General features: G+C 65.7%; 13 protein-coding genes. 7 read left to right on the top strand and 6 right to left on the bottom strand.

Annotated elements, in window-relative coordinates; translation table 11 throughout:
* The 3 genes from pyrH to rpsB all read right to left on the bottom strand — a co-directional run bounded on the left by pyrH (position 1) and on the right by rpsB (position 2,687).
* Positions 1-756, bottom strand: a complete 756-nt coding sequence (gene pyrH / locus GBZ48_RS03810) for a UMP kinase (protein ID WP_174469802.1) — start codon at positions 754-756, stop codon at positions 1-3.
* A gap of 66 nt (positions 757-822) precedes the next feature.
* Positions 823-1,755 (bottom strand): translation elongation factor Ts, encoded by a 933-nt coding sequence (tsf, locus tag GBZ48_RS03805; protein WP_174469801.1) that lies wholly within the window; start codon positions 1,753-1,755, stop codon positions 823-825.
* Positions 1,756-1,904: 149 nt separating this feature from the next.
* On the bottom strand, positions 1,905-2,687 hold the full coding sequence (gene rpsB / locus GBZ48_RS03800) for a 30S ribosomal protein S2 (protein WP_098739982.1): 783 nt from the start codon (positions 2,685-2,687) through the stop codon (positions 1,905-1,907).
* Positions 2,688-3,096: 409 nt separating this feature from the next.
* Here rpsB and GBZ48_RS03795 point away from each other — a divergent pair, with 409 nt between their 5' ends.
* Positions 3,097-3,879 carry an EcsC family protein gene (locus GBZ48_RS03795; RefSeq protein WP_174469800.1) on the top strand — a complete coding sequence of 261 codons (783 nt, stop codon included), beginning with the start codon at positions 3,097-3,099 and terminating at the stop codon, positions 3,877-3,879.
* A gap of 57 nt (positions 3,880-3,936) precedes the next feature.
* Here GBZ48_RS03795 and aspS read toward each other — a convergent pair whose 3' ends face one another.
* Positions 3,937-5,763, bottom strand: coding sequence for an aspartate--tRNA ligase (gene aspS, locus GBZ48_RS03790; RefSeq protein ID WP_174469799.1), 1,827 nt, complete (start codon positions 5,761-5,763; stop codon positions 3,937-3,939).
* 357 nt (positions 5,764-6,120) lie between these two features.
* Between aspS and rnd the strand changes: the two genes are divergently transcribed.
* Positions 6,121-7,311, top strand: coding sequence for a ribonuclease D (gene rnd / locus GBZ48_RS03785; RefSeq protein WP_174469798.1), 1,191 nt, complete (start codon positions 6,121-6,123; stop codon positions 7,309-7,311).
* Positions 7,312-7,609: 298 nt separating this feature from the next.
* Positions 7,610-8,896, top strand: a complete 1,287-nt coding sequence (locus tag GBZ48_RS03780) for an EAL domain-containing protein (protein ID WP_174469797.1) — start codon at positions 7,610-7,612, stop codon at positions 8,894-8,896.
* A 6-nt stretch (positions 8,897-8,902) separates the two neighbouring features.
* Here GBZ48_RS03780 and GBZ48_RS03775 read toward each other — a convergent pair whose 3' ends face one another.
* A complete protein-coding gene (locus GBZ48_RS03775) occupies positions 8,903-9,664 on the bottom strand; it encodes an SDR family NAD(P)-dependent oxidoreductase (protein ID WP_174469796.1) in 762 nt (253 codons plus the stop codon).
* Positions 9,665-9,871: 207 nt separating this feature from the next.
* Between GBZ48_RS03775 and GBZ48_RS03770 the strand changes: the two genes are divergently transcribed.
* Complete coding sequence (locus GBZ48_RS03770; protein ID WP_174469795.1) at positions 9,872-10,738, top strand: YicC/YloC family endoribonuclease; 867 nt, start codon at positions 9,872-9,874, stop codon at positions 10,736-10,738.
* Positions 10,739-10,777: 39 nt separating this feature from the next.
* The gene (gene gmk / locus GBZ48_RS03765) at positions 10,778-11,425 is read left to right on the top strand and encodes a guanylate kinase (protein ID WP_174469794.1); all 648 of its coding nucleotides are present in this window, start codon (positions 10,778-10,780) and stop codon (positions 11,423-11,425) included.
* Positions 11,426-11,440: 15 nt separating this feature from the next.
* On the opposite strand, the gene GBZ48_RS03760 is transcribed toward gmk, so the two are convergent.
* A complete protein-coding gene (locus GBZ48_RS03760; RefSeq protein WP_174469793.1) occupies positions 11,441-12,172 on the bottom strand; it encodes a DUF6065 family protein in 732 nt (243 codons plus the stop codon).
* Positions 12,173-12,405: 233 nt separating this feature from the next.
* Between GBZ48_RS03760 and GBZ48_RS03755 the strand changes: the two genes are divergently transcribed.
* Entirely contained in the window at positions 12,406-14,094 is a 1,689-nt protein-coding gene (locus tag GBZ48_RS03755) for a methyl-accepting chemotaxis protein (RefSeq protein WP_174469792.1), read from the top strand.
* Positions 14,095-14,186: 92 nt separating this feature from the next.
* Positions 14,187-15,314: a PLP-dependent cysteine synthase family protein gene (locus GBZ48_RS03750; protein ID WP_174469791.1), complete on the top strand. Its 1,128-nt coding sequence runs from the start codon at positions 14,187-14,189 to the stop codon at positions 15,312-15,314.
* The last annotated feature ends 10 nt before the right edge of the window (positions 15,315-15,324 follow it).

The raw sequence follows: 15,324 nt of genomic DNA, 5'->3' as shown, positions 1-15,324 counted from the left end.
CTACTCCCTTTCTTCCGTTATGATGGTGTGCTTGCCACGGCCCTGCATCACTTCGGCGAAGGCGCCGGGCGTGTGGATCGAGAAGACCAGAATGGGAATGTGGTTCTCGCGCGACAGCGCGATCGCCGAAGCGTCCATCACCTGCAGTTCCTTGGTCAGGACGTCCATGTAGGTGAGGCGTTCGTAATGCTCGGCCGTCGGATCCTTTTTCGGATCGGCGGTATAGACACCATCGACCTGCGTCCCCTTCAGCAGACCGTCACAGCCCATTTCCGAGGCGCGCAGCGCCGCGGCGGTGTCGGTGGTGAAGAAGGGATTGCCGGTGCCGGCGGCAAAAATCACCACCCGGCCTTTTTCCATGTGGCGGACGGCGCGGCGCCGGATGTAGGGCTCGCAGACCGTCGACATGGGGATGGCCGACTGCACCCGCGTGCTGACGCCCATCCGTTCGAGCGCGCTCTGCATCGAGAGCGCGTTCATCACGGTGGCGAGCATGCCGATATAGTCGGCCGAGGCACGCTCCATGCCGCTCGCCGCACCCTTCACACCCCGGAAGATGTTCCCCCCGCCGATGACCAGACAGACCTGGACGCCGAGCCCGATCACCGCCTTCACCTCGTTGGCGATGCGATTGACCATCTCCGGGTCCAGGCCATAGTCGCGCTGACCCATCAGCGCTTCGCCCGACACCTTGAGGAGAACGCGCTTGTAGCGGACGCTCCCGGCCGGCGTGACGGTCCCGGTGGTATCGACCATGGGGGGAACGCTCCCTTGCTGTTTCAGAATGCGGCTAGCGGACCTAAGCGTTCGATCTTCCCGGTCTCAGCCCTGACCGCCGGCAGCGGCAGCGACTTCGGCGGCGAAGTCAGACTGGGCCTTCTCGATGCCCTCGCCCAGCGCGAAGCGGGTGAAGGCCGTGACCTTGACCGGAGCGCCGATGTCCTTGGCGGCGTTCTCAACCACCTTGCGGACCTTGGTCTCGCCGTCGATCACGTAGGTCTGCTCCAGCAGGCAGACTTCCTCGTAGTACTTGCGGACGCGGCCTTCGACCATCTTCTCGATGATGGCTTCCGGTTTGCCCGAAGCGCGGGCCTGCTCGGCCAGCACGTTGCGCTCACGCTCCAGCGACGAGCTGTCGACATCGGCGATGTCCAGCGCGTCCGGACGGGCGGCGGCGATGTGCATGGCGATCTGCTTGCCGAGGTCGGCCAGCTTGCCGGCATCACCGGTCGACTCCAGGGCGACCAGAACGCCGATCTTGCCCAGGCCCGGCGCGATGGCCGAGTGGACGTAGCTGACAACGACACCGGCCGAAACCGACAGCGTGACGGCGCGGCGCAGGTTCATGTTCTCGCCGACGGTGGCGATCAGGCTGGTCAGCTCGTCCTGGGCGGTGTGCGAGGTGCCCGGATAGGCGGCGGCCTTCAGGGCCTCGACATCGCCACCGGTGGCCAGGGCCAGCTCGGCGGACTTGGCGGCGAAAGCCTGGAACTTGTCGTTGCGGGCGACGAAGTCGGTCTCGGCGTTCACCTCGACGACGGCACCCTTGGTGCCGGCGGTGGCGACGGCGACCAGACCTTCGGCGGCGACGCGGCCCGACTTCTTGGCGGCGGCGGCGAGGCCCTTCTTGCGCAGCCAGTCCACGGCGCCCTCGAGGTCGCCCTGCGTCTCGTTCAGCGCCTTCTTGCAGTCCATCATGCCCGCGCCGGTCTTCTCGCGCAGTTCCTTGACGAGCGAGGCGGTAATCTCGGCCATGTTGCGCCCTCTTCCTTCCAAGCGATCCGGCAGGCGGATCGGATTGAGTCACAAAGTCAAAACGGGTGGCAACCCATCAAAAAGGCAGCCCATAAAAAAGGCAGCCGGGCCATAGGTCATAAGGCCCGGCTGCCCTTCAACCGTCAGGGTCAGGCCTGGGCGGCGGTCTCGGCGGTCTCTTCTTCCGGCAGCTGCTCGGCCGGAGCGTCCTCGGCGGCGCCGACGTCGATGCCGGCAGCGCTCATCTCGGCCTGCAGGCCGTCAAGCACGGCGCCGACCGTCAGGTCGCAGTACATCTCGATGGCGCGCAGCGCGTCGTCGTTGCCCGGGATCGGGAAGGCCACGCCGTCCGGATCGGAGTTGCTGTCGAGGACCGCGATGACCGGGATGCCCAGCTTGTTGGCTTCCTTGACCGCGATCGACTCCTTGTTGGTGTCGATGATGAAGATGACGTCCGGCAGGCCGCCCATCTCCTTGATGCCGCCCAGCGCACGCTCCAGCTTGTCGCGCTCGCGGGTCAGCTCCAGGATTTCGCGCTTGGTCAGGCCCGAGGTGTCGCCGCCCAGACGCTCTTCCATCTCGCGCAGGCGCTTGATCGACTGGGAGATCGTCTTCCAGTTGGTCAGCATGCCGCCGAGCCAGCGGTGGTTGACGTAGTACTGGCCGCACTTGGCGGCAGCCTCGGCGATACGCTCCTGGGCCTGGCGCTTGGTGCCGACGAACAGGACGCGGCCACCGCCGGCGACGACGTCACGCACGGCCTGCAGGGCGCGGTGCAGCATCGGGACGGTCTGCTCGAGGTCGATGATGTGCACGCCATTGCGCACGCCGAAGATGTACTGGTTCATCTTCGGGTTCCAGCGGCGGGTGTGGTGACCGAAGTGGACACCGGCTTCCAGCAGCTGGCGCATGGTGAAGGTGGGCATGGTCATGTGGAAAAAATCCCTTTTTCCGGTTGCTCCGCCGCGGGCATTGTCGACAGCACATGGAAACCATGGCTGAAGACACCGGATCGGGCCATCGGGGTAAAACCGAGGGTCCGCCAGCCCGCGTGAGGTTTTGACGACGGCGCTTACATAGCTCTCTTGCATCACTTTGGCAACAGCCACGCGGTCGTGACGAGTGTTTTTGTCGCCGTGAACCGCACCCCTCATTTTCAGCGTTATGACATCGACGGACGGCCAAGCCCGCCTGCTTCCGTTCACCCAAGCTCCATCGGATCGCCCAAGACCAGAAGGTTCAATTCATGGCTTCACACACCCGGAACGGCCGGCGCGTTGATCGCCTGAAAACCTATGGTGTAGCTTGCTTCGGTCATTCTCATTTTTACGGATGAATCAGATGACTTTGGATTCGAAGGCCTTGTCCGTGGTGAATGACGCCGCAGAACAGTATGTGGCTGCCCAGGGGATCCTGATGTCCGCCGTGGCCAAGCTTGGCAGCACGGTCGAAGGCGCGATTGATTTGCTGCCCGAGGGTATTCGCGGATCGCTGCACGACGCGCTTCGCTCCGCGCTCGAGCAGGCTTTCAAGGTCGCGATCCTGAACATGGATGACGAGGCCGGCAAGGAAGCATCGAAAGGCCTGTACAGATTGCTGGGGGCTGCAACCGGTGCGGCGGGCGGCTTCTTCGGAGCGCCGGGGATTCTGGCGGAATTGCCTGTAACGACGACGGCCATTCTCCGGTCGATTGCCGACGTGGCGCGCTCCAAGGGTGCGGATTTGAAGGACCCTGCGACACAGGTCGCCTGTCTTCAGGTGTTCGCGCTCGGCGGGCCGCTGGACGATGACGACGAAGCCGACGCTCTCTTCGTGGCATCGCGAGTCGGCGCCAATATGGCTGCGCCGCGGGTGGCCGAGATGATCACAAAAGTCGCCGGCCGCTTCGCGATAACGCTGTCGCCCAAGATCGTGGCGCAGTCGGTGCCGATCGCCGGCGCGGTGGCGGGGGCCGGGCTGAACCTGACCTACATGTCGTTCTATCAGGCGATGGCCGCCGTGATGTTTACACTCAGGCCCATTGAGGACGAGTTCGGCAGGGAAGCGACCCGGCAGAGCTTCCTCGATGCGGTCGGCGCGGCCAGGGCGAAGAAGGTCGCCGGAAAGAAAAGCGTTCTTCCATAAGAAAAAGGGCCGCGCCCGAAAGCGCGGCCCTTCCCGACAACTGCGGGCTGTCCGGCTTTACGCCTGCGGCGCCGCCGGAGTGGCCACCTTGGGCTTCGGCAGGTCGAGCTTGAGGTGAAGCTCGCGCAGACGGGCGGTGTCGACCGGGGCCGGAGCCTGCATCAGCAGATCTTCGGCCCGCTGGTTCAGCGGGAAGGCGATGACCTCGCGGATGTTCGGCTCGTCGGCCAGCAGCATGACGATGCGGTCGATGCCGGGGGCCGAACCACCGTGCGGCGGAGCGCCCAGCTTGAAGGCGCTCAGCATACCGCCGAATCGGGCTTCCAGCTCCTCCGGCGGGTAGCCGGCTATCTCGAAGGCCTTGTACATCACTTCCGGCAGATGGTTGCGGATCGCGCCCGAGGACAGCTCCACGCCATTGCAGACGATGTCGTACTGGTAGGCCTTGATGTCGAGCGGGTTCATCGTCTCCAGCGCCTTCAGGCCGCCTTGGGGCATGGAGAACGGGTTGTGGCTGAAGATGACCTTGTTGGTCTCCTCGTCCAGCTCGTACATCGGGAAGTCGACGATCCAGCAGAAGCGGAAGGCGTTCTTCTCGATCAGGTCCAGCTCCTCGCCGATGCGGGTGCGGGCGAAGCCGGCCAGCTTGGCCGCCGGGCCGGGCTGGTCGCAGACGAAGAAGATCGCGTCGCCGTCCTCGAGACCGGCCAACTCGCGCAGGGCGGCCTGGGCCGCTTCCGGCACAAACTTGGCGATCGGGCCCTTTCCGCCGCCGGCTTCCATGACGATGTAGCCGAGGCCGGGAGCGCCGAGCCCGCGGGCCCAGTCGTTCAACTTGTCGAAGAAGCTGCGCGGACGGTCGGAGACCTTCGGGGCACGGATGGCGCGGACGACCCCGCCCTTCTCCAGCGTCTGCTTGAAGGCGCGGAATTCCACGTCGTCGCGCTTGAACACCTCGGTCACATCGGTGATGACCAGCGGGTTGCGCAGGTCCGGCTTGTCGTTGCCGTACTTCAGCATCGACTCGGCGAAGGAGATGCGGCGGAACGGCAGGCCGTCGATGGCCGGCTTCGAGTCGCGGCGGAAGCCGCCGAACTCGTCGAAAATGCCGTGCAGAACCGGCTCGATGGCGGCGAAGACGTCTTCCTGGGTGACGAAGGACATCTCGAAATCGAGCTGGTAGAACTCGCCCGGGCTGCGGTCGGCGCGGGCGTCCTCGTCGCGGAAGCAGGGAGCGATCTGGAAGTAGCGGTCGAAGCCGGCAACCATCAGCAGCTGCTTGAACTGCTGCGGCGCCTGCGGCAGGGCGTAGAACTTGCCGGGATGGTTGCGGCTGGGCACCAGATAGTCACGCGCGCCTTCCGGAGAGGAGGCGGTGAGGATCGGCGTCTGGAATTCGGTGAAGCCCTGGTCGATCATGCGGCGGCGCGCCGAGGCGATGACGCGCGAGCGCAGCATGATGTTCTCGTGGATGCGCTCGCGGCGCAGGTCGAGGAAGCGGTAGCGCAGGCGAACGTCCTCGCCGGCGTCGGTGTCCTGGTTGACCTGCAGCGGAATCTGCTCCGCCTCGCCTTCCACGGTCAGCTCGGCGATCTGCATCTCGATGCGGCCGGTGGGCAGCTTGTCGTTGATGGTCTCGGCCGTGCGCTTCACCACCTTGCCGGTGACGGTGATGACCGATTCCAGCTTCAGCCGGTTCGCGACCTCGAAGGCCGGGTTGGAGGTATCGACCACGCACTGCGTCAGGCCGTAATGGTCGCGCAGGTCGATGAACAGCAGCTGTCCATGGTCGCGCTTCCGGTTCATCCAGCCCGACAGGCGGACGGTTTCACCGGCATTCTCTTCACGAAGCTGGCCGCAGGTGTGCGTGCGGTAGGGGTGCATGGGTCGAAACACCTTGAAAAGGGCGGATTCCGGCGGAAAAAGCGGTCCGACACACCACACCGGACGCGGGCGAAAGTCAAGCCGCGATAGGGCGGAGCGTGCAGCCGGCAGGGTCGGAACGCGACATTTGGAACGCTATGAAACACTCTGCGCGCCCCTGTTCACCTGTTCAATCCGCCAGCGTGCCGGCCGTCGGACCCGAGTTTAACACCATGGCGGCTGCGGGATAAGCGGAGCGGCAAAATCGGGCCGGGGCGATCCGCTCCCGCACCCGCCCGGCCGGCCGTCCCGAGAAACGCATCGCCTTCGCGCTTCGGCGGACTTTCAAGCACCCGTTCGGTCGTGTATGAAGCAACCATGACGCTCATCACGACAACCGACGCCCTCCAGGCCTTCTGTCAGTCGCTGGCAGGGACCGAATACATCACGGTCGACACCGAGTTCCTGCGGGAAAAGACCTATTGGCCGCAACTGTGTCTCGTCCAGGTCGGCGGGCCCAACGGCGCGGTCGCCATCGACCCGCTGGCCGAGGGCATCGACCTGGCGCCGCTGTTCGCGCTGATGAGCGACCCGTCGGTCCTGAAGGTGTTCCACGCCGCCCGGCAGGATGTGGAGATCTTCTGGCATCTGTCCGGCCAGATCCCGCATCCGCTGTTCGACACCCAGGTCGCAGCGATGGTCTGCGGCTTCGGCGAGAGCGTGGGCTACGAAACGCTGGTGACCAAGCTGGCCGGCGCGCGCATCGACAAGTCCAGCCGCTTCACCGACTGGTCGCACCGCCCGCTGACCGAGCGGCAGCTGACCTACGCCCTGTCCGACGTCATCCATCTGCGCCCGGCCTACGAGAAGCTGAAGCGCCGCCTCGCGCGCTCCGGCCGGTCGCACTGGCTGGAGGAGGAGATGGCGATCCTGACCGATCCGGCCACATATCAGGTCGATCCGGAAAGCTCCTACCTGCGGCTGAAGGTGCGCACCAACAAGCCGCGCTTCATGGCGATCCTGAAGGAGCTGGCGGCCTGGCGCGAACGCGAGGCCCAGCGCCGCGACCAACCGCGGTCCCGCATCCTGCGCGACGAGGCCCTGCTGGAAATCGCCGCCCATGCGCCGACCACCGTCGACGACCTCGCCCGCACCCGCGGGCTGGGCCGCGGCTTTGCCGAGGGGCGCCAGGGCGCCGACGTGCTGGCCGCGGTGAAGGGCGGGCTGGACCTGCCGGACAGCGCCCTGCCCCGCGTCGAACCGCGCGAGGAACCGCCGCCCGGCCTGCAACCGATCGTCGAGCTTCTGCGCGTCCTGCTGAAGATGAAGTGCGACGAGAACAATGTCGCGGCGAAGCTGGTCGCATCGTCGGCCGATCTGGAGGCGTTGGCGGCCGACGATCGCGCAGACATTGCGGCGATGCAGGGATGGCGGCGCGAACTCTTCGGCAATGATGCACTCGCCTTGAAGCACGGAAAGATCGGCCTCGCGGTCATAGATCGCCGGGTCCGCATCGTTCCTGCTGGCGAACCACGCCCGTCGGCGGCTCCGCCGGAACCGGAAACTTGACCTTTTCGGATGGCGTCGCTTCGACGACTGTAACGTCTTTTGCTGTGGTCCGGGTACCTCCTGCACCCGGACTTCAGCCTTAAGGGCTTTTTAAAGAAAGTTACCGTTAAGATCGGTTCGGCTTCGCAGCATCGAGCGGACCGGGGTATGCCATCGAGGCATGCCCGGCCTGGCGGCCTGCCGACAACGCCACCCGGGCAGACTGGCCCGGATGGAAAGCAAAAGGCTGCCGAACAACGAGCGGCCGAAGATATGGGTGGTTGGCAGGCGTGACGCTTGTTGTGGGAGTGAGCAAGGTATGAGCAAGTTTGGCGGCAGACCACCCATTGGACGGGACCGTGTCCGGCTTTCCACCACGGAGAAGCAGGCCGCCGTCGCCGCCGCCAAGGATCAGAAGCCGGACTTCGACAACGACAAACTGCTGAATCTGCTGCGGTCGGCGAAGAACGAACTGCAGGGCATGCGTCTGATCCACATGCACCTGTCGCTTTTGAAGGACCGCGACCCCAGCAGCCAGATGATGGTCCGGTCCATCATCCAGGAGTTGGGGACCAAGGCGTCCTATCTGCAGTCCTTCAACATTTCCAACGGCGACGTCATCATCCTCTACAAGGGGCTGAAACTGACCGGCGTGACCGACGTCTGCCAGACGGTCGAACAGGTCTTCCTGTCGAAGACGACGTTGACCGGTCCCAACCCCTACAAGGAATATTCGCTTTATTCGATCATGGAACTGGCGTTGAACTTCATCAACGTCATCCGTTTCATCGAAGAATTGCAGGCGAACGAGACCGGAAACCACGTCACCGAGACCAAGCCGCCGATCACGCTGGAAGAACTCGGCAAGCTCGAACGCTCCATGCAGATGTTCGACCTGTCGCCCTTCCTGTTCAACCAGGGCATAGCCAACATCGGCAGCGGCGAAGCCGAGATGGAGTATTTCGAACTCTACATCTCGATCAAGCTTCTTCAGGAGCGACTCTGCCCGGATTACGACATCACCGCCAACAAGTGGCTGTTCAACTACTTCACCGCCAATCTCGACCAGTCGGTGCTGCGTGCCCTGAACCACGGGCTCAGCTTCATGAGGGGGCGGCGGATCGGCATCAACATCAACCTGTCCACGGTGATCTCGACCGGATTCGTGAAGTTCGACGAGCGGCTGCCGATCGACTTCCGCGGGCAGGTGGTGCTCGAGGTGTCGAAGGGCGACCTGATCGAAAACCTGTCGCTGTTCAACGAGGTGGTGGAATTCGCCCAGGACCGCCGCTACCAGATCGCGGTCGATGGGCTGAACCCGTTCTGGGTGACGAATTTCGACCTGGAATACCTGAACGCCGACTATGCGAAGATCTTCTGGTCGAACGACATGCTGGAGATGGACCCGTCGTTCGAGAAGTATTTCCGCGACCGCATCGCCGAACAGGACCGCTGCAAATTCATCCTGGCCCGCTGCGACAGCGTCACCAGCCTGGTCTATGCCCACAAGATGGGAATCAATCTGGTCCAGGGCCGCGCGGTCGACAACATCATGCGCAAGGGCGTCAGCGTTCGCGAAGCCATCGCCCACGCGAAGGTGGACTGAGCGCGTTCAAGTCTTGCGCGGTGCCTGCCGCAGCAGCCCATCGGTCCAGGCCGGGGGAAGAAGGGCCAGCAGCCAGACCGCGGCCATCATCGGCCCGGGGAAGGCGATTCGCGCCCGATTGCGCTCCAGCCCGCGTCGGATGACCCGGGCAGCGGCATCGGTCTCCATCAGGAACGGCATGGGGAAGCGGTTCACCGCCGTCATCCGGCTTTTGACGAAGCCCGGACAGATGACCGAGACGCCGACCCCCTCCCCGGCCAGATCGCCGCGCAGCGCCTCGCCATAGACCCGGACCATCGCCTTGCTGGCGCAATAGGCGGGCGCGCCGGGAAGGCCGCGGAAGCCGGCCAGCGAGGCCATGATGGCGATCTGCCCGCTCCGCCGCTCCCGCATCGCCGGAAGCAGAGGGTGGATGCTGTTCAGAACGCCGTCGATGTTCACCGCCAGGATGCGCCGTGCCTGCTCCTCCGTCTCACCGCCATCGCCGGTGCCCGCCGACATGCCGGCATTCGCGATCAGCAGGTCGACCGGGGAGGTCGCATCGACCTGAGCCAGCCAGTCCGCCATCGCCTTGCGGTCGGCCACATCGATCGCCTTTGTCTCGACCAGGGCACCGGCGGCGCGGCAGCGCTGCGCCACGCTCTCCAGCCTTGCGGAGTCGCGGCCGGTCAGGGCAAGTCCGACTCCGGGGGCGGCGTACAGGACAGCCAGGGCTTCGCCGATGCCGCTGGAGGCTCCGGTGATGACGATGGAACGCGGCTGCTTCATGGGATTTCCGACCTGACCGTCGGCTGCCCGATGGCGCCGAAGCCTGTTGTGGGGTGACGTCGAGTTTGTAGCGTCCTGTTTGACGATCGGAGTTACGCTCCAAATCGATTCCGATTTGGCACGATCCGATCTATAAGCACGACATCATTCGACACCGCTTTTCAAGTGAGGCCGCCTTTGCCAGCCCATCGCCCCGTCATTGCCAGCATGACCGGTTTCGCACGCGTCGACGGGCACGGCGACGGCTATTCCTGGACTTTCGAGGCCAAGAGCGTCAATGGCCGCAGCCTGGACCTGCGTTGCCGCCTGCCGTCCGGCTTCGACAGCGTCGAGGCTGCCGCCCGCGCCGATGTGCCGAAGCGGCTGGCCCGCGGCAACGTCAACCTGACGCTGACCGTCAACCGCGCCCAGGCGGTGTCTCAGCTGCGCATCAACCGCGAGCTTCTGGCCCAGGTCCTGGAGATCGCGCGGGAGATCGAGGGGGCGGGCGCCGCCGCGCCGCGGCTGGATTCGCTGCTGGCCGTCCGCGGCATCATCGAGCCGGTCGAAGAGGATGAAACCGAGGCGCGCGAGCGCGTCGAGTCGGCGTTGAAGGGCGACCTGTCCAGGCTGATCGACCAGTTGGCGGTCAACCGCATCGCCGAGGGCGCCCGCATCGCCGAGGTGCTGAACGGCCATCTCGACGAGATCGCCCGGCTGGTGGATGCGGCATCGGCCTGCGCCTCCACTCAGCCGGAGGCGTTGCGCGAGAAGCTGCGGACCCAGGTCGCGGCGATCCTTGGCTCCTTCCCTGCCCTGTCGGAGGAGCGGCTGGCCCAGGAGGCGGCGATCCTGATTGGCAAGGCCGACGTGCGCGAGGAGCTGGACCGCCTGCGCGCCCACATCCAGGCCGCGCGCGACATGATGGCGGAGGGCGGTGCCATCGGCCGCCGGTTCGACTTCCTGTGCCAGGAGTTCAACCGCGAGGCCAACACGCTCTGCTCCAAATCGGCGGATGTCGAACTGACCCGCATCGGCCTGTCGCTGAAAGCCTCAATCGAGCAGCTTCGCGAGCAGGTCCAGAACATCGAATGACGACCATTTTCGAATGACAGGCAACTGCGAGTGACCGCCATGGCTGCGACCAACACCTCCCCGATCCACCGCCGCGGCCTGATGCTGGTGCTGTCCTCCCCGTCGGGGGCCGGCAAGACCACCATCGCCCGCGGGCTGCTGGACCGCGATGCCGGCATCACCATGTCGGTGTCGGTGACCACCCGCGCGATGCGTCCGGGCGAGGTCGAAGGGCTGGATTATTACTTCATCGATCAGCAGCGCTTCGACCGCATGGCCGAGACCGGCGACCTGCTGGAACATGCCCGCGTCTTCGGCAACTGCTATGGCACGCCGCGTGTGGCGGTGGAGGACGCGCTGGGCGCCGGCCGCGACGTGCTGTTCGCCATCGACTGGCAGGGCGCGCAGCAGCTGGCGCAGAACGCCCGCGACGATCTGGTCAGCGTCTTCGTCCTGCCGCCGTCGGTCAGCGAGCTGGAGCGCCGCCTGCGCGGCCGCGGCCAGGATTCGGAGGAGGTCATCGCCAACCGGATGGCGAAGGCGTCCAACGAGATCAGCCACTGGCCGGAATACGACTATGTCATCGTCAACAGCGACGTGACCGAGAGCATCGCCGCGGTCGAGTCCATCCTGCATGCCGAACGGCTGCGCCGCCGCCGGCAAGTCGGCCTGCCGGAGTTTGTGCGCAGCATTCAGGACACGCTCTAACTGTTTGAATGGTAACTATTTTCCCGAAAACGGCTTCGCCCGCACCTTGATTTCATGGTCGGGCGGGCCTTCGCTGCCGTCCGGCTTTTTGCCGCGGTAATAGCCCTTCTGCCAGCGTTCCTGTGCCGCGGCACTGCCCGGAGTCCGCAGTTCGTTGTTGAACTGGCTGCGCGAGGTCGCCCAGGCACGGTACTGCGCCGCAGTCTCCGGATCGCTGTCCAGGTCGCGAACTTCCGGCGTCAGGCTTTCCACCAGACCGCGCTGGATCGGCATGAGATGGGCGAAGGGCTCGCCCTTTTCCCAGGTCACCGGAACGCCGGCAGCGGTGAACTTCCAGTTCATGGTGAAGGGGTAAGGCGACCAGTCGGTCTCGATGATTCCCGACAGGCCCAGGATCCCGTGTTTCGGATGGTTCAGCGGGCCGGTGACCATCAGGTTGACGCCCGGTGGCGTGCGGAACAGGGCCGCGACATGGAAGGTCAGGACACCGCTGCCGAAATGGCTGGCCGGCAGCAGCGGATGCGGCTCGTCGGCCGTGACGGTGATGGCATCCAGCCCGGTTCCGCCATCCCACACGGCGGTGACCCGCACCGGGCAGCAAACCTCCCATCCGTGCATGCTGGCGATGTTCAGCGGCAGGCAGCGGTAGCCGTACTGCTCCGGCAGGGCGTCGATCCAGTCGCGGGTCGGGCGGGCCGGGCGGATGTCGGGCATCGCGCCCGAGAGGGGATAAGCGATCAGCGTCATGACGTCGCATCCTGACAGACTTCTTTATCCGGTGTAACCCTAGTGCTCCAATGGTCACAACCGGTTTCGCGACCATCCGGATTACTCCTGGCTCGACGTCGGGCATTGCGTCGACGAACAATACTCCAGTATGACTGACCCGTTGTATTAGAGTTCGTTTGATTAGCGAACCGTATCGTCACGTGCCGTCGGGCGGCGGATGCGGCATCGCGCGCATGGGGTGGAACAGGGCGATGATCGGTAAATTTCACAGCATCAAGGCAAAGCTCCTGATCCTTCAGGGGCTGTTCCTCGTCGCCATTCTGGTGGGCGGCATCTGGTCCGCGACATCGAAGCGCGAAACCATGGTGGAGGGCTACCGCAACTCCATCCAGGCGGTGGTGCAGACCTCGCTGTCGATCATGAAGTCCTATGACGCCCGCGCCGCCAAAGGCGAATTCAGCCGGGAAGAGGCGCAAACCCTTGCCAAGGGTGCGCTGCGAGCCCTGCGCTTCTTCGGCAACGAATACATGTTCGGGTACGAGTTCGACGGCACCAACGTGTTCCACGGCGTGCGTCCCGACCTGGAAGGCACCCGCAAGCTCGCCGACTTCAAGGACAGCAATGGCGTGCTGGTGATCCGCGGCCTGATCGATTCGGCCCGCGGCGGCGACGGCACCCTGATCTACAATTTCCCCAAGGCCGGCGGGACCGAGCCGATGCCGAAGCTGGCCTATGCCGCGATCTATGAGCCGTGGGGCTGGATGATCGGCACCGGCGTCTACATCGACGATGTCGACGCCGCCTTCCGTGCCACGCTGATCAAGACGCTGCTGGTGACGCTGGCGGCGGCCCTGCTGCTGGGGCTGTTCGGTTTCCGTCTGGTGTCGCGCATCGGCAAGGGGCTGGACGGCATCGCCCATGCTACCGACCGCATCGCCAAGGGCGATCTGGCCGCCCAGGTTGCCGGCGCGGACCGTGCCGACGAGGTGGGCGCTCTCGCCCGTTCGGTCGAGACCCTGCGGCTCAGCGCCATCGAAGCCGAGGATTTGCGCCGCCGCCATGCCGCGCTGGAACGGGAAGCCGAGGAAGGCCGCCGCGCCACCATGAGGCGGCTGGCCGACGAGTTCGAAAGCACGGTCGGTGCCCTGGTCCATTCCGTCGCCGAATCGGCCGGACAGCTGACCCACACTTCGGGCGCGATGAGCAGCGGGGCGGAACAGACCACCCGGCTGATGGACGGCGCCGCCCGCGCCGCCGGGACCACCTCCGGCAACGTCCAGGCGGTGGCGGGCGCCACCGAGGAGCTGGCCGCCTCCATCCGCGAGATCGCCCAGCAGATCGCCGAGTCGACGACCGGCTCCGCCCGGGCGGTCGAGGATGTGCGCCGCACCTATGCCCTGATCGAACAGCTGGACGGCGTCGCCCGCCGCACGGTGGAGGTGGTGGACCTGATCCGCTCTATCGCCGAGCAGACCAACCTCCTGGCGCTGAATGCGACCATCGAGGCGGCCCGTGCGGGCGAGGCCGGCAAGGGCTTCGCCGTGGTTGCAAGCGAGGTGAAGAATCTCGCCAACCAGACCGCCAAGGCCACCGATGACGTGCAGGCGCAGATCGCCGCCATGACCGACGCCACCTCGTCCGTCGTCGAGGCGATGCGCGGCGTCGGCGGCGCCATCGAGACTGTGAACAACGTTGCCTCCAGCATCTCCGCCGCCATTGAGGAGCAGGGGGCGGCGACCCGCGACATCAGCCAGAACGTCAACGAGGCAGCACAGGGCGTCAGCTCGGTGTCCGACAGCCTGAACCTGGTGTGCAGCCACGCGACCGCCACCGGTCAGGCCTCCGCCGAGGTGGCCGCTGCCGCCCGCGCGGTGGGCGAGCGTGCCGACCGCATGCTGGGCGAGGTGTCGGCCTTCGTCGCCCGCATCCGGCAGGGCTGACCTTCCACCATGGCGGGGAGGGTTATTCTACCGGATGCATTCGGTAAAATTCCGCGCTATGGATGGGGCAGCCAATCGCCGGATATGACGCCATGACCATCCCCTCCCCCGCCGCAGCCGCTCCCACCGTCGCCCGCCGGGGCTGGCTCGACGAGGCTCTGCGCCGGATCGAGGCGGACGTGAACCGCTCCGCCGACACCCACCTGCTGCGGATGCCGATCCCGGCGGCGCAGGGGATCACGCTGTATCTGAAGGACGAGTCGACCCATCCCACCGGCAGTCTGAAGCACCGGCTGGCGCGGTCGCTGTTCCTCTACGCGATCTGCAATGGCTGGGTGCGCGCGGGCACGACGGTGATCGAGGCCTCGTCCGGCTCCACCGCGGTGTCGGAAGCCTATTTCGCCCAGCTGCTGGATCTGCCCTTCGTCGCAGTGGTGCCGCGCAACACCTCGCCGGCCAAGATCGCGCAGATCGAGTTCTATGGCGGCCGCTGCCATATGGTGGAGCGCGCGTCGGAGGTCTGCGCCGAGGCGCAGCGGCTGGCCCGCGACTGCGACGGCCATTTCATGGACCAGTTCACCTATGCCGAGCGCGCCACCGACTGGCGCGGCAACAACAACATCGCCCAGTCGATCTTCGAACAGCTGGCGCAGGAGCCGCATCCGGTGCCGGACTGGATCGTCTGCGGCGCCGGCACCGGCGGCACCTCGGCCACCTTCGGGCGCTATGTGCGCTATCGCCGGCTGCCGACGCGGGTTTGCGTCGCCGATCCCGAGCATTCCGCCTTCTTCGCCGGCTTCCGCGACAACGATCCGAAGGCCAGCGTCAGCCGCGGCTCCGGCATCGAGGGCATCGGGCGCCCGACGGTGGAGGCATCCTTCCAGCCGACGGTGATCGACCGGATGATCCGCGTGCCCGACGCCGCCAGCATCGCCGCCGTCTGGGTGCTGCGCGACCGGTTGGGCCGCGCCTGCGGCGGTTCCACCGGCACCAATCTGGTGGGCGCCATCGAACTGATCGCCGGGATGATACGCGAAGGCCGGCAGGGCAGCGTCGCCACGCTGATCTGCGATCCGGGCGACCGCTATATGGGGACCTACTTCAACCGCGACTGGCTGGAGTCCGCCGGGCTGGACATCGATCCCTGGTGCGAGCGGATCGACGCTTTCTTCCGCACCGGCGCCTGGAGCGGCGACGGTCTGGACTCGGCCGAGCGCTGAAGGGGAACCC

Source organism: Azospirillum melinis, assembly GCF_013340935.1.
Taxonomy (GTDB): domain Bacteria; phylum Pseudomonadota; class Alphaproteobacteria; order Azospirillales; family Azospirillaceae; genus Azospirillum; species Azospirillum melinis.
The sequence above is the reverse complement of the archived record's forward strand: the minus strand, read 5'-3'. Positions and strand labels throughout refer to the sequence as shown.